Source organism: Streptomyces venezuelae (genome assembly GCF_008642275.1).
In the GTDB taxonomy this organism is placed as follows: domain Bacteria; phylum Actinomycetota; class Actinomycetes; order Streptomycetales; family Streptomycetaceae; genus Streptomyces; species Streptomyces venezuelae_E.
On sequence record NZ_CP029189.1, the window covers coordinates 797,538 to 815,813 of the forward strand.

The 18,276-nt window shown below is 72.9% G+C and carries 15 protein-coding genes; 4 read left to right on the forward strand and 11 right to left on the reverse strand.

The window, feature by feature from the left end; all coding sequences use genetic code 11:
• Positions 1–19 precede the first annotated feature (19 nt).
• From DEJ51_RS03585 to DEJ51_RS03600, 4 genes are all read right to left on the reverse strand, one after another.
• Positions 20–1,519, reverse strand: a complete 1,500-nt coding sequence (locus DEJ51_RS03585; RefSeq protein WP_150256189.1) for a DHA2 family efflux MFS transporter permease subunit — start codon at positions 1,517–1,519, stop codon at positions 20–22.
• 206 nt (positions 1,520–1,725) lie between these two features.
• Positions 1,726–3,096: a DUF5685 family protein gene (locus tag DEJ51_RS03590; RefSeq protein WP_150256191.1), complete on the reverse strand. Its 1,371-nt coding sequence runs from the start codon at positions 3,094–3,096 to the stop codon at positions 1,726–1,728.
• 205 nt (positions 3,097–3,301) lie between these two features.
• Positions 3,302–4,414 (reverse strand): type IV pilus twitching motility protein PilT, encoded by a 1,113-nt coding sequence (locus DEJ51_RS03595; protein WP_150256192.1) that lies wholly within the window; start codon positions 4,412–4,414, stop codon positions 3,302–3,304.
• Entirely contained in the window at positions 4,411–5,229 is an 819-nt protein-coding gene (locus DEJ51_RS03600; RefSeq protein WP_223835645.1) for a hypothetical protein, read from the reverse strand. The genes DEJ51_RS03595 and DEJ51_RS03600 overlap by 4 nt, the downstream gene beginning before the upstream one ends.
• Here DEJ51_RS03600 and DEJ51_RS03605 point away from each other — a divergent pair.
• From DEJ51_RS03605 to DEJ51_RS03620, 4 genes are all read left to right on the forward strand, one after another.
• Positions 5,210–5,554 carry an excalibur calcium-binding domain-containing protein gene (locus DEJ51_RS03605; protein WP_150256195.1) on the forward strand — a complete coding sequence of 115 codons (345 nt, stop codon included), beginning with the start codon at positions 5,210–5,212 and terminating at the stop codon, positions 5,552–5,554. The two genes, DEJ51_RS03600 and DEJ51_RS03605, sit on opposite strands and share 20 nt — an antisense overlap.
• A gap of 106 nt (positions 5,555–5,660) precedes the next feature.
• Complete coding sequence (locus DEJ51_RS03610; protein ID WP_150256196.1) at positions 5,661–6,068, forward strand: FKBP-type peptidyl-prolyl cis-trans isomerase; 408 nt, start codon at positions 5,661–5,663, stop codon at positions 6,066–6,068.
• 253 nt (positions 6,069–6,321) lie between these two features.
• A complete protein-coding gene (locus DEJ51_RS03615; protein ID WP_223835646.1) occupies positions 6,322–6,771 on the forward strand; it encodes a DUF6153 family protein in 450 nt (149 codons plus the stop codon).
• 78 nt (positions 6,772–6,849) lie between these two features.
• Entirely contained in the window at positions 6,850–7,473 is a 624-nt protein-coding gene (locus DEJ51_RS03620) for a DUF305 domain-containing protein (protein WP_150256198.1), read from the forward strand.
• 78 nt (positions 7,474–7,551) lie between these two features.
• Here DEJ51_RS03620 and DEJ51_RS03625 read toward each other — a convergent pair whose 3' ends face one another.
• The 7 genes from DEJ51_RS03625 to DEJ51_RS03655 all read right to left on the reverse strand — a co-directional run bounded on the left by DEJ51_RS03625 (position 7,552) and on the right by DEJ51_RS03655 (position 18,206).
• Positions 7,552–8,535, reverse strand: a complete 984-nt coding sequence (locus DEJ51_RS03625; protein ID WP_150256200.1) for an MASE1 domain-containing protein — start codon at positions 8,533–8,535, stop codon at positions 7,552–7,554.
• Between the two features lie 65 nt (positions 8,536–8,600).
• A complete protein-coding gene (locus DEJ51_RS03630) occupies positions 8,601–9,431 on the reverse strand; it encodes a PP2C family protein-serine/threonine phosphatase (RefSeq protein ID WP_150256202.1) in 831 nt (276 codons plus the stop codon).
• An 81-nt stretch (positions 9,432–9,512) separates the two neighbouring features.
• Positions 9,513–11,123, reverse strand: coding sequence for an alpha/beta fold hydrolase (locus tag DEJ51_RS03635; protein ID WP_150256203.1), 1,611 nt, complete (start codon positions 11,121–11,123; stop codon positions 9,513–9,515).
• A gap of 12 nt (positions 11,124–11,135) precedes the next feature.
• Positions 11,136–12,713 carry an alpha/beta fold hydrolase gene (locus tag DEJ51_RS03640; RefSeq protein ID WP_150256205.1) on the reverse strand — a complete coding sequence of 526 codons (1,578 nt, stop codon included), beginning with the start codon at positions 12,711–12,713 and terminating at the stop codon, positions 11,136–11,138.
• 259 nt (positions 12,714–12,972) lie between these two features.
• Complete coding sequence (locus DEJ51_RS03645; RefSeq protein WP_150256207.1) at positions 12,973–15,063, reverse strand: ATP-binding SpoIIE family protein phosphatase; 2,091 nt, start codon at positions 15,061–15,063, stop codon at positions 12,973–12,975.
• A 181-nt stretch (positions 15,064–15,244) separates the two neighbouring features.
• On the reverse strand, positions 15,245–16,219 hold the full coding sequence (locus DEJ51_RS03650) for an ABC transporter substrate-binding protein (RefSeq protein WP_150256209.1): 975 nt from the start codon (positions 16,217–16,219) through the stop codon (positions 15,245–15,247).
• A 1-nt stretch (position 16,220) separates the two neighbouring features.
• Complete coding sequence (locus tag DEJ51_RS03655) at positions 16,221–18,206, reverse strand: ABC transporter permease subunit (RefSeq protein ID WP_150256211.1); 1,986 nt, start codon at positions 18,204–18,206, stop codon at positions 16,221–16,223.
• Positions 18,207–18,276 lie beyond the last annotated feature (70 nt).

Consider the following 18,276-nt stretch of genomic DNA (forward strand, 5'->3'; position numbering starts at 1 on the left):
CTCCGGTCCCGTAGGCGCGTCAGGTGGGAGTGTGGGCGGTTTCGTGCGTCGTGGTGCCGTCCTCGTCCTGGGGCTGCGCCGCATCGGGCTGTGGCGGAGCCGGCGGGGTGCGGATCAGCAGTGCGACCAGTACGGCCAGGACGCCGAGCCCGGCGCCGATGCCGAATCCCCACCGGATGCCCGTGGCGAGGGCGCCGGTGGCGTCCGCGCCCTCGGCTGCCGCCGTGGCGGCGTGTCCCGACATGACGCTGATGACCAGGGCCGTGCCGGCGGCGGCCGCGACCTGCTGGAGCGAGCCCAGGATGGCGGAGCCGTGGGGGTAGAGGTGCGGCGGCAGTACGGACAGACCGGAGGTGAAGACGGGGGTGAAGACGAACGCCATGCCCGCGCTCAGGGCGACGTGCAGGGCGAGCACCAGCCACGGCGAGGTCTGTTCCCCGGTGAGGGCGAACAGCCCGAGGCACAGCGCCGTGAGTGCGGCTCCCGGTACGACCAGGCGTGGTGCGCCGAGTCGGTCGTAGAGCTTGCCGACCTGCGGTCCGAGCAGGCCCATGGTCAGGCCTCCGGGGATGAGGAGCAGCCCGGTCTGCAGTGAGGTCAGGCCGCACACCTCCTGCAGGTAGATCGGCAGCAGGATGAACGCACCCATGAGGGCCATGAACGACAGGCACATCAGGCCCAGCGCCACGGAGAAGTGCCGGAAGGTCAGGGCACGCAGGTCCAGCAGCGGGGTGGAGGAGCGCTGCAGGGCCAGCTGTCGCCATACGAAGAGTCCTACGAGCACGGCGCCGGCCACCGTGGTGGCCTCCGGGGGCACGGCGGCCTGGGCGGCGTTCTCGGCACCGAGCCCGCTCAGGCCGTAGACCAGGGCGCCGAAGCCCGCCGCGGCCAGGGGGACGGACATCCAGTCGATCGGGGCGGCCTGCGGCTCGCCGATGTTGATCAGGTTGCGCCGGCCGAACACGGCCATGGCTCCGGCGATGGGAAGCACGGCCAGGAACAGCAGGCGCCACGACCCCAGCTGCAGCAGCACGCCGGAGACCGCGGGGCCGAGGGCGGGTGCGACGGAGATGACGAGGGTGATGTTGCCCATGACGCGGCCGCGGTCGTGCGGGGGCACGAGGGTCATCAGCGTCGTCATGAGCAGCGGCATCATGACGGCGGTGCCGCCGGCCTGGATGACGCGGGCGCCCAGCAGTACGGGGAAGGCGGGCGCGGCCGCGGCCAGGGCCGTGCCGGCGAGGAACAGTGCCATGGCGAGGCCGAAGGCGGTTCGGGTCGTGACCCGCTGCAGGAACCACCCCGTCACCGGGATGACGACCGCCATGGTGAGCATGAATGCCGTGGACAGCCACCCTGCGGCGGCTGCGGTGACCTCGAATTCGCGCATGAGCCGCGGAATCGCATTGACCATGATCGTCTCGTTGAGGAGGACGACGAACGTGGACAGCACGAGGATCCGCAGCACGGCGGTGACGCGGGCGGCCGGGAGGGTGGGGGTTTCGTGTGGTGCGGACATGGTGCCTTCCGTCATGTGAGGTCTTCCGCGCGTGGCGGTCACACTGACAGACTGCGGCGCCGGGAAGAACTCATCGGTCTTCTCCGATCCTGCTGGTGCCGCCGCCCGAGCTCAAGTCATTTCACCGACCCGGAACGGCCAGGACCCGCCTTGCGGTGCGGGCCGGAACCTGGTTCCCCGCCGGGGGAACCAGGCTCGTCCGTCGTTCAGTCGCAGCAGTCGCAGCAGCACTTGCACGGATTGCAGCAGCCACCGCCGCCGCCGCAGCCGTCACCCGAGCCGCCTCCGGAACCACCGGAGCCTCCGGACCCATGGCCGCCACCCGAACCGCCGGAGGAGCCGCCCGAGGGGCCGCCGCCCTGGCCGCCGAACCAGCCGTCACCGCCGGAACCGTCCCGGTTCGAGCCGCCGCCCCGGTTGCCGTCGCCGAACTGCCAGGACTCTCCGTCGTCCTGGCCGGAGTCGTCGTTGCAGCGGCAGCATCTGGTGCACAGCCTGCAGGTGCCGCACAACCGGCGCCACTCGCGACACCGCGGGCACTCCCCGTCCGGCGACCGGCCCGCCGACATCATCCCGCCCTCAGGGGCGGCGCCCGCGAGCTGGCCTGCGCCACAGGCCGCGCCCGTCCCGGTCCCGGAGGGCGTTTCCGTCTCCGTCCGGCGTCCCAGCCAGGGCACAATGCGCAGGCCGGGCACCTGGCGGCGGTGCTGATGGTGCCGGTGACGCGGGTCGAAGACCCGATCGACGGCACGCTCCAACTCGCCGCCCAGCAGCGCCTGCACCAGCCGGCCGTCGACGAACACGGCGTCGGACAGGGCGAGTCGGATGCCGTGGACGGCGTCGTCGCAGAGCCGGCGCACCTCGGCGCGGTCCGCGCCCGTCACGGCGATCGGATTCCACGCGCCGGACGCCTGGTCCGCGTCCAGGTCCTCCACCGCGTCCAGCAGATGTGCCAGCCGGCCGAACAGACGGCCGGCTTCCGCCAGCGGTTCGGCGTTGTCCGGGCGGTCCGTGAGCACTGCCGTGTACGAGAAGGCGGCCGCGGTCGCCGTCTCCGAGGGCTCCGTGACCGTCAGCAGCGAGCCACCGGGGCCGGTCGACCGCTCGATGTCCGGCTGGCGCTCGACCGCCGCCAGCAGCAGCGCGGTGTCGAAGCCGAGTCGTTCGCCGCCTGCGACGCCCGCACGGTCCCAGTTGCGGGCGATCCTGCGGGCCGCCACCGCCACCGGGCGGCGCCCCACCAGGCCGTCGCCATCGGCCGCATGGTCACGCATCTTCGCCGCGGCGAGCACCAGCGACACGGTCGCCGCCAGCCGCGCACCCTCACCCTGCGCCACGTCCGCCGAGCGCATACCGCGCAGCGGGCACGGTCCGGCACCCCGCCGCCAGTCCCCGGTGCGCTCCGACTGCGCTTCGGTCAACACCGAGACGATCAGGCCGTCGTAGTTGGTGGCCACCCTCGCGAACTGCCCGTACTCGCTGCGCAGAGCGAGGCACAGACCGCACAGATGCGCCATCCACTCGGTGCGCAAGCCCTCGCCCAGGCGATGACGGCATGGTCTGATGATTCCGAACACCGAAGTTCTCCCCCGTAGGAACAGCTGCCCGGACGCATCCGGTCGGACGGCCCGTGCGCACGAGACTGCACGTGAGGCACGGCCGCGCATGACGTCGACGGCATGTGACATCAACGCCGCCCGACATCCTAGATGGTCCTTTCCGAGGGGTGTCCGCGGTGGCTCGTGCGACAACGGCCGAGGTCAGCGAGTGTGCGACGGACGGTCAGGCGCGGGCGGCCGGGATGCCGGGCCGCTGGATGTCCTCCGGGTGGGCCGTGTGCCGCACGGCCTCCTCGTAGGTGATGGCGCCTGCCGCGAGGAGGGCGTTGATGCCGGCCTCCAGCGTGTGCATGCCGTCCCGGTGGCCGGTCGAGATCATGTTGCGGAGCTGGCGGGTCTTGCCCTCGCGGATCAGGTTGCGGATCGCCGCCGTGCCCACCAGTACTTCGAAGGCGGCGACCCGGCCGCCGCCGGTCCGGGGGATGAGCGTCTGGTTGAGAATGCCGACCAGGGTGTGCGCCAGTTGCAGCCGGATCTGTGGCTGTTGCTCGGCCGGGAACACGTCGACGATGCGGTCCAGGGTCTGCGACGTGTCGTTGGTGTGGAGGGTGGCGAAGACCAGGTGCCCGGTCTCGGCGATCGTCAGGGCCGCGGAGATGCTCTCCGGGTCGCGCATCTCGCCGAGGAGCAGGACGTCGGGATCCTCACGCAGGGCCGAGCGCAGTGCGGCGGGGAAGGAGTCGGTGTCGGTGCCGACCTCGCGCTGGCTGACCGCCGAGCGTTTGTGCTGGTGCAGGTACTCGATCGGGTCCTCGATGGTGAGGATGTGCGCCGGCCGGTGCGTGTTGACGTGGTCGAGGAGCGCCGCCAGGCTGGTCGACTTCCCCGATCCGGTCGGGCCCGTGACCAGTACGAACCCGCGTGGCATGCCCGCCCACCCGATGACGACCGGGGGGAGCCCGAGCTGCTCGGCCGACGGCACGTCGAACGGGATGATCCGCAGCGCCAGCGCCGACGCGCCGCGCTGCACGAAGGCGTTCCCGCGCAAGCGGGCCTTCTCCCCCCAGGTGAACGCGAAGTCGACCTGCTTCTCGGCGCGGAACCGTTCCGTGAGGTCCTTGCCCAGCACGCCGGTCACCAGGCGGTCGGCCTCCGGCTCGGTCAGCGCGCTCCCTTCGACCGGTCGCAGGGCGCCGTCCACGCGGAGGAAGGGCGCCGATCCGGCGGTGAGCAGCAGATCGCTGCCGCCGCGTTTCCACAGCTCACCGAGCAGGTGATCGATGATCGCGGGACTCGGCCCGGACTTGGTGCCCTCCGGGGTGGCGTGCTCGCTCAAGGCAGGACCTTCCACTGTTTGACGGTGTCGGCGTGGCCGTCGAAGGACACGGCGGCCTGGACGAGCGGGCCGGCCAGCAGGGCGATCCGGGTGCCGCCGAGGTGTTCGGTCGCGCCGCCGCTCCCGGCGGTGACGGTGTACGTCACGGTCAGCCCGGCCAGCTGGGAGGCCTGGGTCAGGCCGCACGGTTCCAGGTCGGCCTGGTCGGTGACCGGGCCGCTGGAGCCGAGACGGACGGGCAGGCCGAGGGAGTTGGCGCCGGTGCAGGTGCTGCCGGGGAAGTCGACCGACATCCTCGCCGACGCCACGTCGCCGTCCTCGTGGTGCGCCACCTGCAGCACGACGTGGTCGAGCGGTGCGGTCGTTGCCGGTGCCGGCTGGGCGTAGCCCCCGAACGTGAGGGAGGCCTGGCCTCCGCCGGGGATGGTGGCGTCCGTGACGTCGGCGGGCGCGCCGGGAGCGGGCGGTGTGAACCGGGTGACCGCGGTGGCCGACGCCGGTTTCGCGATCACGGCCGGGTAGGTCGTGAACAGCACCGGCTCCGGTGGGATTCCGATCACCGGACGGAGGTATCCGCTGGTGGGGCCGATGCCGAGAGCGATGGTCCGGGCGATGATGCCGCGGGTGACCACCTGCGAGCTGACCTGGCTCATCGACAGGTCGACGGCAGCGGTCGGCGCGTAGACGGTGCCGTTGACCACCAGGCGGCTGTGAGCGGTGGCCGTGTCGGCGTCGTCGGTCGACTTCAGCACCGGGCAGCGGTCGCCCTCGGTGAGGCAGCCGGACAGGGCCCTGATGGACGGGGCTCGGAACACCTCCCTCGCGGTGGCCGGTGTGATCACGGCGATCGCGCTGACCGCCTGCTCCGGTGACCCCGCACCCCCGGAGCACCGGTTCGACGTCGCTCCGTACGTGAACCAGGGACACGTGGTCGACTGCGGAGCGTTCAAGGCCCAGGCGGACGCGCAGGCGGTGCTGCGGGCGGACGCACTCGACCCCAACGGACTCGACCGGGACGGCGACGGCATCGCGTGCCCGGACCTCCCCGGGCCCACGGACAGGAAGCCGGTCCACCGCGACTTCATGACCGACGTGGACGGCGCGCCGATCATCGAGCCGGTCAAGCCGCCGTCCACGTAGCGCCGGCGTTCTCGGTAGCGTGACCATTTGTGATCATCTGCTGCCCGCGAACCGGGTGCCCGGATGGTCCGTGCCGGGAATTGCGACGGAGAGTGACGAGGCTGCGATGAGCGAACTGACGAGGCCCGAGGTCGACGTTCCGAAGGGTGACGCTCCCACCGAGCTGACCATCCGGGACCTGGTCGTCGGGGACGGGGCCGAAGTGAAGCCGGGGATGGTGGTCAAAGTCCACTATGTCGGGGTCACCTTCGAGTCCGGGAAGGAGTTCGACGCCTCCTGGGACCGGGGCGAGCCGTTCAAGTTCGCCCTCGGCAGTGGCAGGGTCATCAAGGGCTGGGACCGGGGGGTGAAGGGGATGAGGGTCGGCGGTCGACGCGAGATCGTCGTTCCCCCGCGTCTCGGCTACGGCAACCAGTCGCCCTCGCCGTTGATCCCGGCGGGCTCGACCCTGGTCTTCGTGGTGGACCTGGTGGACTCGTACTCCGCCACCGGCGGGTGGAGCAGCGCCAAGTGACCCCGGCCGTGCCGAACCGCCGGGCCCGCCCTCGCCGAACGGGGCGGCTCCACGGCCGCCTCGCCGTGGGCGGGGTGAAGGCCGTCTGATCCTCCTACGCCGGCCCACTCGCCGAAGGGCGCGGTGCCTGCCGCTGGCGGCACGCGGGCGAGCCGGCCGCAGGCCGCGCTCGTCCCCGCCAGGCGGCCGCATGCACAGGGGACTTCACGGCCCCGGCCGCGCCTGCCCCGCGCAGGGCGCCTACGATGCCGGTATGGATCAGCAGGGGGCTCGCGCGATGACGCCCCTCGTGCTGCGCTCCTACCTCCTGCTGGTCCTGGCCGTGCTGGTGGGCCTCGTGGCCATGCACGGCCTGGGGCCGGGCGGAATCGTCGCGGCTTCCGCCGCCGCACCCGGGTGCACGGGCACCCACGGGACGGCCGGCGCGCACGGTGAGCCTGCCGTCGGCGAGCACGCGACGCGGCACGCCCCCGCCGTGCGGGCCGACGAGCCGGCCGACGACGGGAGTGGCGGGCACAGCCAGCACGCGGATGCGACCTGTGCCGCCGCGGGTACGGCGGGCGCCCCGGTCCTGCCCGCTCCGGCCGCCGCCCCCAGTGGCGTCGCGGCCGTGCCGGTCCTCGGCCCCGGGACCGGCACGAACGGTGCGGCCGGCGGTCGCGCGCCGCCGTCACTGAGCGAATTGCAGCTCCTGCGCATATAGGGCGGTCCGAGCACTCGGACCCGTCCCTCTTTCCGGCGCGCCCCGACACGCGCGTGCCCTCACCGCAGGAGCAGCACCATGACCAGCAAGCGTTCCCCGATCCGCCGCGCCGCGGCCCTGGCCGCGGCCGCCACCGCCGCACTCGTCCTCACCGCCTGTGGCGGCGACGACTCCGGCTCGGCCCATGCCGGGCACGGCGCCTCCACCGCGCCGTCCGGCTCCGCCGCGGCAGGGCGGGCCGACCACAACACCGCCGACACCGTCTTCGCCCAGGGGATGATCCCCCACCACCAGCAGGCCGTCGAGATGGCCGGCCTCGCCGCGACCCGCGCGGAGTCCGCGGAGGTGAAGACGCTCGCGGAGGAGGTCAGGAAGGCCCAGGACCCGGAGATCGGCACCCTCTCCGGCTGGCTGGTCTCCTGGGGCGAGAAGGTTCCCGCCGCGGACGAGGGCCACGGTGGACACGACATGGCCGGCATGATGGGCGCCGAGGAGATGCGGCAGCTCACGGCCTCCTCCGGCAAGGCCTTCGACGCCGCCTTCCTGCAGATGATGGTCAGGCATCACGAGGGCGCCGTCGCCATGGCCAGGACCGAGCAGGCCGACGGCGCGTACCGGCCCGCCAAGGACATGGCCGCGGCGATCATCACCTCCCAGAGTGCGGAGATCACCCGGATGAACACCCTGCTCGGCAGGGACTGACCGGTAACGGCCGTCCCGGTACGGGCACCCTGCCCGGGCTGCCCGCACCGGCCCCCGGGCCCGCCCACGGCGGGCCCGTCAGGGCGGCGGATGGTCATCGGGCGGGTGCCGGTACGACGTGGGGCGGGGCTCCATCCGGGCCACCACCTCCCCGAGCCGCTCGCAGAGCTGCTTGATCTCCTCGTGCGTCCTGTCGCGTTCGGTGATGACGGCCGCGATGAGGAGGGCCGTCAGCGCGGTCGTGCCGTTGAAGGCCTGGAGCGTCACCATGTTCGCGAACACGTCGCCGCCCACGAACGGGCCTCTGTCGCCGTCGGCGGCCAGCACCGCCAGCGTCACCACGGCGAGCGCACACGGCGCCGCGCCGGCCAGCCGGAAGCGGAACGCCGCCCAGATCAGGAACGGCGAGACGAGGAAGAGCAGGTTCGAGTCGCGCGTGCGCGTCGCCAGGAGCGTGACGAGGACCGTACCGACGGCCAGCGCCACGGCCTCGAACCACCGTGCGGGTCCGGCCCCCGAAGGCCACCGGGCCTTGCGCAGCACGAGCAGGAAGGGCGTCACGACGAGGATCCCCATCGCGTCACCGGTCCACCACACCGACCAGGTCGGCCAGAAGTCGCCCGCTTCCAGGGCTCCGGAGAGCACGAGTATCCCGCTGCCGATGGTCGAACTGATCGACATCCCGGCGAGCGCGCCGAGGAAGACCAGGGCCAGTACGTCCCGCAGGCGGTCCAGCTCGTTCCTGAACCCGGCCCTGCGCAGCATCAGGCAGGCGCAGACCGGCGCGAGGGTGTTGCCCGCGGTGATGACCAGTACGGAGAGCAGCGACGGCCCGAGGGACACGTTGACCAGGAAAGCGCCGAGCGCGATGCCCGGCCAGACGCGCAGCCCCATCACGAGCAGGGCGGCCAGTGCGACGCCCGTCGGCGGCCACAGCGGGGTGACCTGGTCACGTACCAGCTGTTCGAGGAGGCCGATCCGCGCGGCACCGTAGTAGACGGCGGCGACGGCGAGGATGCGCAGCACGGTGGACCCGAGACGACCCTTCTCCGTGCTGCCCACGACAGCAGTCTGCGCTCGGATCCGGCCCCCGGCGAGCCCAGCGGCCACGGTGGCCGCATCAGCGGTCAGCCCGGCGCCCGGGGGCCGTCGTAGCGGACGACGAGGACCGCGGCGTCGTCGCGGTGTCCCGTCAGGTCGGCCACCTTGACGACGGCGGAGGCCAGTACGTCGGGATCGGCGTCGAACCCGGCGCGCACCAGTCTGGCCACCTCGGCCAGACCGGCCTCCATCGGGTACTGCGGGCCTTCCACCACTCCGTCGGTGAGCAGGACGAGCACTCCCGCCTCGGTGAGACGCCGGTGGGTCACCGGGTACCGCTCACCCGAGACGATGCCGAGCGGGGGCCCGCCGCGGTCGAGGGCGATGCCGTGCCGGCCGTCGGCGGTGGCCCAGACCATCGGTACGTGGCCGGCCCTGGAGACGCTCATGTCACGGCTGACCGGGTCGAAACGGAGGAAACAGCACGTCGCGAAGAGGCCGCACCCCATGCCGATCAGCAGGTCGTTGGCGCGGCCCAGTACTTCCCGGGTGTCGCTCGTCGTCTGGGCGAGGGCGCGCAGGCTGGTGCGCACCTGTCCCATGAAGGCGATGGCCTCCACGTCGTGGCCCTGGACGTCGCCGACCGTGAGGCCCAGTGACCCGTCGTGCATGACGAAGGCGTCGTACCAGTCGCCGCCCACCTCCAGACCGCCCCGGGAGGGCGCGTACCTGGCGGCCAGGCTCAGTCCGGGCAGCTGCGGCAGTCCGGGTGGCAGCATGTGGCGCTGCAGGGCCACGGCCAGCTCCACCCTGGCCCGCTGGTACTCGATCCGGTCCAGGGCCTGATCGACGAGCTGCCCGAGGGCGACGAGCAGTTCCTGCACGTTGTCGGGCTGCTCGGAACGGTGTCCGCGCATGACGGCTCCCGGCTCTCCCACAGCCTCTTCAGGCCACCCTAGCCGCTGCTCCGGCCCGCCTCCACAGGGGCGGTCCCGTGCTCAGGGCCCGATCTCGAACTCGGGCGCCCGGAGGGTCTTCAGGCATTCGGTGTTCGGCGCGGCGGGGTCGTCGAAGAAGGAGACGGTGATCTCCTGGGCGCACTCGGAGGTGGCGAACACCACGTGCGGCTCGTAGGGGACCGTGACGACCTTGGCCTTGTCCAGCGTCCGGGCGACGTACGGCCCGTTGTCCGCTCCGGTCTGGGAGTCGAACCCGCCCGACAGGGCGAGGGTCGGGATGTCGCCTCGGGTGACGTCCCGGATCGAGGGCGACGCCGGGGGAACGTTCCAGGCGGCGCAGTCCGGGCGGAGGAAGCCGAGCTGCGGGGCTTCGGCCTGTACCGTGCGGGGGAAGGACGGGAAGGCCTGCTGTCCGCCCCGCAGCGCCTCCTCCTGGCTCTCGTACGGGGTCCACTCGCTGCAGAAGACGCCGTAGACCAGGCCGTGCGCCACCCGTCCGACGGCCTGGGGGCTGAGCTTGCCGCCCGCCCACTGCTGGGCGATCCGCTGCGGCTTGCCGTGTGCGAGCTCGTCGAGCGCGGCCGGGACCTGGGGGGCCACGTGGGTGGCGGAGGTCATCCAGTTCACCAGGGCTCCGCCGTCCAGGACCACCTTCACCGGCTTGTCGCTGCCGGGGAGGGTGACGGTGGTGGTGACCGGCTTGGCTTCGAGTTCGCGGACGAGCCGGTCGAAGGTGGCCGACAGGTTCGGATAGCGCTTGTTGCAGGCCGGCTGCTCCGCGCAGGCCTTGAACAGGCCGTCGAAGCCCTGCCGGGCGCTGCTCCAGGTCCCCGCCGAACCGGACCTGGAGGGCGGCAGTATGCCGTCGATGCCCACGGAGCGCAGGCCCTCGGGGTGCAGGCGCATGTAGACCAGTGCCAGGTGGGTGCCGTAGGAGATCCCGAACAGGTTCCACTGCTCGATGTCCAGCGCCTTGCGCAGGTCCTCGTAGTCGGCGGCGCTCTCGGTGTCGTTGTAGGCGGCGAGGTCGATCCCGCGGGCCGCGAGCCGGTCGCGGCAGGCCTTCGTGGCCTCGACGTGCAGGCGTTCGGTGGACGGGGCGCCGGAGACGAGTCCGACGGCGCGTGCGTTGAACTCGTCGATGTTGGGGCAGAGGAGATCGGGGTCGGCCGAGTACGTACCGCGCTGGGACATGAAGATGACGTCGCGGTCACGGTTCAGGCCGCCGTCGATCGCCATCTTCGCCTCGCCCACGGCGTCGTCGCCGGGGCCGCCCGCGAGCCACACGATGGGGTCGGGTTTCGGGTGGTCGCTCGCGGCGGGCACGATCGCGACACCGAGTTCGATCGTCCGGCCGTTCGGGGCGGCGCGGTTCTCGGGCACGGTGAGGGTTCCGCAGCGGGCCTTGTCGAGGGCCTGGATCGGTTCCGGCGTCCTGGGACAGGGGCCCGGTTCGAAGCGGGCGTCGCCCACCGTGCGGGCGACCGTGCCGGTCGGCGCGTCGGGGCCGGGGCTGGTGTCGGTGCGGGACTGCGCCTGAGCGGACGCCGTGAGGAGGCCGGTGACGAGGAGACCGGTCACCACGCCGGCCGGTGCGGCCAGGAGCCGTCGTGCGGTGGGGCGCCGACGGGGCGCGGGGTGCAGTGGCATCTGCCCTCCCGGTCAGTTCGGGGCGATCGTGAACGGTTCGGGCCTGAGGCCGTCCGCACAGCTGGTGTCGGGCGCGGTCGGGTGGGCGAGGAACGATGCGAGGATGCGCTGGGCGCAGGGCGACTGCGGGACCACCCAGTGGCCGATTCCGGGGATCTGCACGGCGGTCGAGCGGGACAGGTCGCCGGCCACGCCCTTGGCCCAGCTCGCCCCCGTCTTGACGTCGAACGTCCCGGACAGGAGGAGCGCCGGCACCGGGCTGACCGTGGCCACCCGCTGGACGGACGCGCGGTCCGGTACGTTCCAGACCCGGCAGACCGGGTACTGGTAGGGCAGTTGCGGCACCTGGGCCAGGACGGTGTCCGGCCATCCGGGGAAGGCCTGGCGTCCGGCCTTCAGCACGTCGGCTTCCGAGTGGCCCGGTGCCCACTCGCTGCACGCCACCGATTCCGTCAGTCCGTGTGCGAACGCGCCGACGTTCTGGACGGAGCCGGCCGCACGGGCTTTCGCGAAGCGTTCCGGGTTTCCGTCGCGGAGTTCGTCGAGCGCCGCCGGGATGTCCTTGGGCCGGACGCCGAAGGCGACGATCACGTCCATCAGCGCGCCCCCGTCGAGGACGACCTTGACCGGCTTCCCGCCTCCGGGCGGCGGGACGTTCAGCGTCAGGGGGTGTGCCTCCAGCTTGCGTACCTGCTCGGTCAGGGTGCGGGGCAGGTCGGGGTACCGGTTCTTGCAGGCGGGCTCGGCCGCGCACGCCTCGAAGATGTTGCCGATCCCCTCGGCGGCGCTGCTCCATCCCCAGGGCAGCGCCGCGCTCCGGGGCGGTGTGACCGAGTCGATGGCCAGCGCGCGGATTCCCTCGGGGTGCAGGCGCAGGTACGTGAGGGCCAGGTCGCTGCCGTAGGAGTACCCGTAGACGTTCCACCGGGGGATACCCAGTGCGGTGCGCAGGTCGGCGAAGTCGGCCGCGTTCTCGGTGGTGTTGTAGGCGCTCAGGTCGACGCCGTCGGCCGTCAGGCGGTCCCTGCACTCCTTGACCGCCTTCAGCATGAGCTGCTGGGTCGGCTCCGTGCCGTAGCGCAGGCCCACGGCCTGCGCGTTGAAGCGGTCGATCTCCGGGCAGGCGAGGTTCGGCCGGTTGTAGAGGTTGCCGCGCTGGGCCATGACGATCAGTTCGCGGTCCTTGTTCAGGCCGGACTCGACGAGGAACGGAATGTCGTCGAACGTGTCGCCACCGGGGCCGCCCGCCATGAAGACCACGGGGTCCTGGGCCGGCTTCGCCGGTTCGGCGGCCGGGATGACCGCCACGGCGAGCTCGATGGTCCGGCCGTCGGGGCGGGAGCGGTTCTCGGGGACCTCCAGGACACCGCAGCGCGCGCCGGCGAGCGCTTCGATCGGCTCGGGCGGCTGCGGGCACGGGCCGGGTACGAACCGGGGCGGGGCCGCCGCTGCGGTCCGGGCGGCGGAGGAGGCGGACGGGGCGGGGCTCTGGGAGGACGGTGACGCGGCGCCGCTCGGTACGGGGCCGAACGCTGCCAGGGAGACCAGAGCGGCCGCGGCGGTCACCGCGTGGATGGCGTGCTGTGGCATGTGTTCTCGTTCCTCCGCCGCCTTGCGCGGCGGCTGCCCCGCCGGGCAAGGCGGCAGCGGTTGGGACGGAACGCTCGTTCCCGACGCTACCGGGTGGACCGTACGCACGCACGCGGAGCGACCGGCGGCCCGCAGCGGCCCGGGCGTGCCCGGCCGGTACCACGGCCGGGGTACCGTGCGCGGGCTGTCCTCCGGCATCCGGTGCGGCGGGACTCCCCTGCCGTCGTCGTGCGCCGGACGGCAGAAGGAGGGATCGTCCTCAGCCGCGCGGCCCGGCCAGGGGCTGCTCCGTCCAGATGGTCTTGCCGGTACCGGTGAACCGGCAGCCCCACCGGTCGGTGAGCTGGGCCACGAGGAACAGGCCCCGCCCGCCCTCGTCGGTTTCCCGCGCCCGGCGCAGGCGTGGCTGCGTGCTGCTCGGGTCGGACACCTCGCAGACGAGGACCCGGTCGCGGATCAGCCGGAGCCCGACCGGTCCCCCGGCGTAGCGGATCGCGTTCGTGACGAGCTCGCTGACGACGAGTTCGGTGACGAAGCCCAGCTCGTCCAGCTGCCAGTCGGACAGCTGGCCCACGACCAGCTCGCGGGCGTGCGCGACGAGCGAGAGGTCGGCGTCGAGTTCCCACTCGGCCACCTGGTCGGACGGGAGTGCGTGGATGCGGGCCAGCAGCAAGGCGGCGTCGTCGACGGGCTCTTCAGGCCGCACCCCGTCGAAGACGGTCCGGCTGAGCTCGTCGAGCGGCAGCGTTCTCGGATCGGCTCCGGCGAACGAGCCGCGCAGTCTCTCCATCCCCTCCTCGATGTCGCCGACCCGGCTCTCGACGAGTCCGTCGGTGAAGAACGCGAGCATGCTGTCGGGCCGCACGACGAACTCGGTCACCTGGAACGGCACTCCGCCCACCCCCAAGGGCGGCCCCGGCGTCACGTCGAGGAAGACCGGCTCCCCGTCCGGCGGCAGCAGGACCGGTGGCGGATGTCCCGCGGCGGCGACGGCGCACCGCCCCGCCACCGGGTCGTAGACGGCGTACAGGCACGTCGCTCCCAGCACGGCGGGCTCGGAGCGCTCCGCGCGGTCCGAGCGGGACTCGCTGGTCATCTGCTCCTCGGAGAAGCCGAGTACCAGGTCGTCCAGGTGCGTGAGGAGCTCGCCCGGATCCAGGTCGAGGTCGGCGAGGGTCTGTACCGCGGTCCGCAGCCGTGCCATGGCCGCCGTGGCGTCGAGGCCGTGGCCGACGACGTCTCCGACGACGAACGCGACGCGCAACGAGGGCAGGGGGATCACGTCGAACCAGTCTCCGCCGACGCTCAGGCCGTCGCCCGCCGGCTGGTAGACGCCCACCGTTTCGGCGGCGGCGGAGTCCAGGGCCGAACGCGGCAGCAGGCTCCGCTGCAGGGTGACCACCGACCGGTGTTCCTTGGTGTAGCGGCGCGCGTTGTCCACGCCGAGTGCCGCTCTGGAGACGACGTCCCGCAGGAGCGCGGCGTCCTCCTCACCGAACGCGTAGGGCAACTGGCTGCGCCAGACGGTGACGCAGCCGAGGATCAGGCCCCGGGCGTAGAGCGGCATGGCTACGGAGGAATGCGCTCCGCTCGGGACGAACAGCGGCAGGGCCTTCGGGTCCACACCGAGCTTCGCCTGCAGGACGGCGACGTCCGGCACGAGCACGGGCAGCCCCTTCATGAGGGGACGCATCAGCGTGCTGTCCGTCACGGGAGGCAGTGCCTCTCCCACCGCCAGCAGGTCCTCGGCGGATATCTCCGGGCTCTGCGCGGCGGCGGTCCGGCGCAGGCGGACGTCGCCACTGGTGTCGAAGCGCGGGGGCTCGTCGCCCACCAGCACGTTCTCCGCGATGTCCACGGTCGCCAGGTCGGCGAAGTCGGGGACGAGCAGATTCACCAGGGTCTCGGCCATCTCGATCACGTCGAGGGAGGTGCCGATGCCCGCTGCGGCGGCTTGGGAGAGCCCCGTCCGGCGTCTGTGCGCGTCCCGCTCGGCGGCCCCCTCCGCCGTCTCCTCCGGGGTGAGGAGGACGAGCCACTGCGTACCGGTGCCGGGACCGCCCGGGGCATGAGCCGTGAGCGGGACGACGGTGCAGACCAGCGGGGGCTGCCGCGCCGTCCGGCCGGCGCCCGGGGCGGTTGTCAGGTGCCCGGTGCGTCCCGCGTCCGTTCCGGCGCGCGGCAGCATCCCCAGCAGGGGGACGCAGGTCCGGCCCGGCGAGCAGTCCAGCAGCGTCGCGGCCCGCTGCGAGCGGGCGAGGACCACGCCCTCCTCGTCCAGGACGACCGCTGCCGTGTCGCCGACGGTGGCCGGGACCGGCCCCGGGCCGCGGTGCTCCGGTTCACGCATGTCGCCTCCACGCGCCGTCGCCTTCAGTATCGTCCCCGGGCGCAGACCCGGCGACGTGGGAGGGGGCGGTGCGGGGGCCGCCCGCGACGGCCCCCTCCAGCCGGTGGCGCGTCGCCGGTCCGCGCCGCTCGCGGGCGGAAGTGACGCCCGGGGTCGGCGACTCGGCGACAGGGCCCGCGGGTCAGGACGGGAGCCACGACCGCCAGGTGGCCTCGTTCCGTTCCACCCACCGGGCCGCCGCCTCCTGCGGCGACAGCTTCTCCTCGGCGATCATCAGGGCGACGTCGTTCTGCATCTCGGTCGTCCACCGGAACTTCTTCAGGAAGGCCGCGGCGTCACCTCCGCCGTCCGCGAAGCGGGCGTTGAGGAACTTCTGCAGCGGGGTGTGCGGGTAGGCGCAGGCCACCTTCTGCGGGTCGGTGTCACAGCCCTTTTCGTAGGCGGGCAGTTCCACCTCCGTCATCGGTACCTTCTCGAACAGCCACTGGGGTTTGTACCAGTAGCTCAGGAAGGGCTTCTTCTCCTTGGCGAACTGCCTGATCTGCGTGATCTGCGCCGCTTCCGATCCCGCGAACACGACCTGGTAGTCGAGGTCCAGGTTCTTCACGAGGGCCTTGTCGTTCGTCACGTAGGACGGGGAGCCGTCCAGCAGCTGGCCCTTGCCGCCGCTCTCCGCGGTGCGGAACTCGGCGGCGTACTTGTCCAGGTTCTTCCAGTCGGTGACGTCCGGGTGTTCCTCGGCGAAGTAGGTCGGCACGAACCAGCCGATGTGGCCGGTCACCCCGAGGTCGCCGCCCCGCGCGATGGTCCCCTTGTCGTCGATGTACCGCTTCTCCTGCTCGGGGTGGCCCCAGTCCTCCAGGATGGCGTCCACGCGGCCCTGGCTGAGCGCGTCCCAGGCCGGTACCTCGTCGATCTGGACGGTGTCCACGCGGTAGTCGAGCTCGTGCTCCAGCAGGTACTGGGCGACGGCGACGTTGGCCTGTGCGCCCACCCACGACTGCACGGAGAGGGTCACCGTACGGGAGCCCCCGGCGTCGGCGTACGGGGAGGCCTGGCGGGTCATGTCGGCGGCACCGCAGCCCGTGAGGGCCGTCAGGGCGAAGGCGAGGCCGGCCGCGAGCGCGGCGGAGCGGGTACGTCGTGTGCGAGCCATGTCAGGCCCCCTTTCCGGCGGGGTTGCGGCGCCCGGTCGGCTGGGTGACGCGGTCGAGGACCAGGCCGAGGCAGACGATCGCCGCGCCGGCGACCAGACCGGTCGCCAGGTCGCCCTGGGCGAGTCCGAACACCGCGTCGTAGCCGAGCGCGCCGCCGCCCACGAGGCCGCCGATGACGACCACGGCGAGGACCAGCACCACGCCCTGGTTGACGGCCAGCAGCAGCGCGGGCCGGGCCAGCGGCAGCTGGACCTGGAGCAGTTGCTGTCGGCCGGTCGCGCCCAGCGAGCGGGCGGACTCCAGTGCGCCCGGGTCCACCGCGCGCACGCCCTGGGCCGTGATGCGCACGACCGCGGGCAGCGCGTAGACCACGGCGGCCGCGGCGGCCGGGGCGCGGCCCACACCGAACAGGGCGACGACGGGGATCAGGTACACGAACTGCGGCATCGTCTGGAAGACGTCGAGCGCCGGACGCAGCACGCGCCCCAGGCGGGTGCTGCGGGCCGCGGCGACGCCGAGGGCGATACCGAGCAGCAGGGTCACGGCGACGGCGGCCAGGACCTGGGACAGCGTGTCGAGCGCCGGGTCCCACACGCCGAGGACGCCGATGGCGGCCATCGCGAGGACGGCGGTCGCGGCGGTGCGCCAGGTGCCGATGAGCAGGGCGAGTACGCCGACGGTCAGCAGGACCGACCACCAGGGCAGCCACTGCAGTCCGTCGCGCAGGGGGTTGAGGACCCACGTGGTGAAGTGCCCGGCCCAGTCCGCGGTGCCGCCGACGAGGGGCACGCCGGAGTAGAGGTGGGCGGTCATCCAGTCGACCGTCTTGTTGACCGGCCCGGCGATGTCCACCGTCCACGCGTCGGGCCAGGCCAGCCGGTCGAGCAGGCGGGTCCCGGCGGCGACGGCGACGGTCACCAGGGCGGCGACGGCCCAGCGGAGCCCGGACCGGTCGGCCGGGGCTTCGCCGATCCGCTCTCCCGCGGCGGCGGTGACCCGGTCGAGGACGATGGCGAGCAGCACGATCGGCACACCGGCGGCGAGTGCCGCACCGACGTCGACGGAGGCCAGCGCCTGGTAGACGCGGTCGCCGAGGCCGCCCGCACCGATGACGGACGCGATCACGGCCATGCCCAGCGCCATCATGATCGACTGGTTGACGCCGAGCAGCAGTTCCTTGCGGGCCAGTGGAAGCCGGGCCGTCAGCAGCCGCTGCCTTCCGGTGGCGCCGAGGGAGGTGGCGGCCTCCACGACGCCGGCGTCCGCGTCGCGCAGCCCGAGCGCGGTGAGGCGGGCCATGGGCGGGGCCGCGTAGACGACGGTCGCGAGGACGGCCGCGGGTACGCCGATGCCGAAGACGAGGACGACGGGCAGGAGGTACGCGAAGGCCGGCAGCACCTGCATGGTGTCCAGCACGGGCCGCAGGATCCGGTGCATCCGGTCCGACAGGCCGGCGGCCAGTCCGAGGAGGCCGCCGAGCAGCACGGACGCGGCGACGGCGACCACCATCAGGGCGAGCGTCTGCATGGTGGGCACCCACATGCCGAGCAGTCCGCACACGGCGAAGGCGGCGGCGGAGGTCAGCGCGAGCCGGACTCCCGCGACCCGCCAGGCCAGCAGGGCGGCCGCTGCGGTGACGCCGGCCCAGCCGAGCGCGAGCAGCACCAGGTACACGGCGCGGACGGACACGACCACGATGTTGCTGACGTGCCCGAAGAAGTAGAGGAAGAGCGGGTGGCCGTCGCGGTTGTCGACGATCCAGTCGCTGGTGCGCTCAAGCGGTCCCGACACGTCGGCGGAGAGCGAGGCGGGCCAGTTTCCGGCGCCGAGGAACACGCAGCCGAGGACGAGGGCGAGCGCCGCGCAGACGCCGATGAGCCGCCCGCGGTGGTGCGCGAGGGTGCGCAGTGCTCCGGGCCGGTGGTCGGTGGGGGGCGTGGCCGTGGTGGCGGGGCTCGGAGGAGCCGGGGTGAGGGTGGTGGTCATCGGCCCCACCGTCCGGTGCCGGCCGGTACGGTGCCGGTGCCGGGGCCGGTCGCGCCGCACGGCGGCGGCC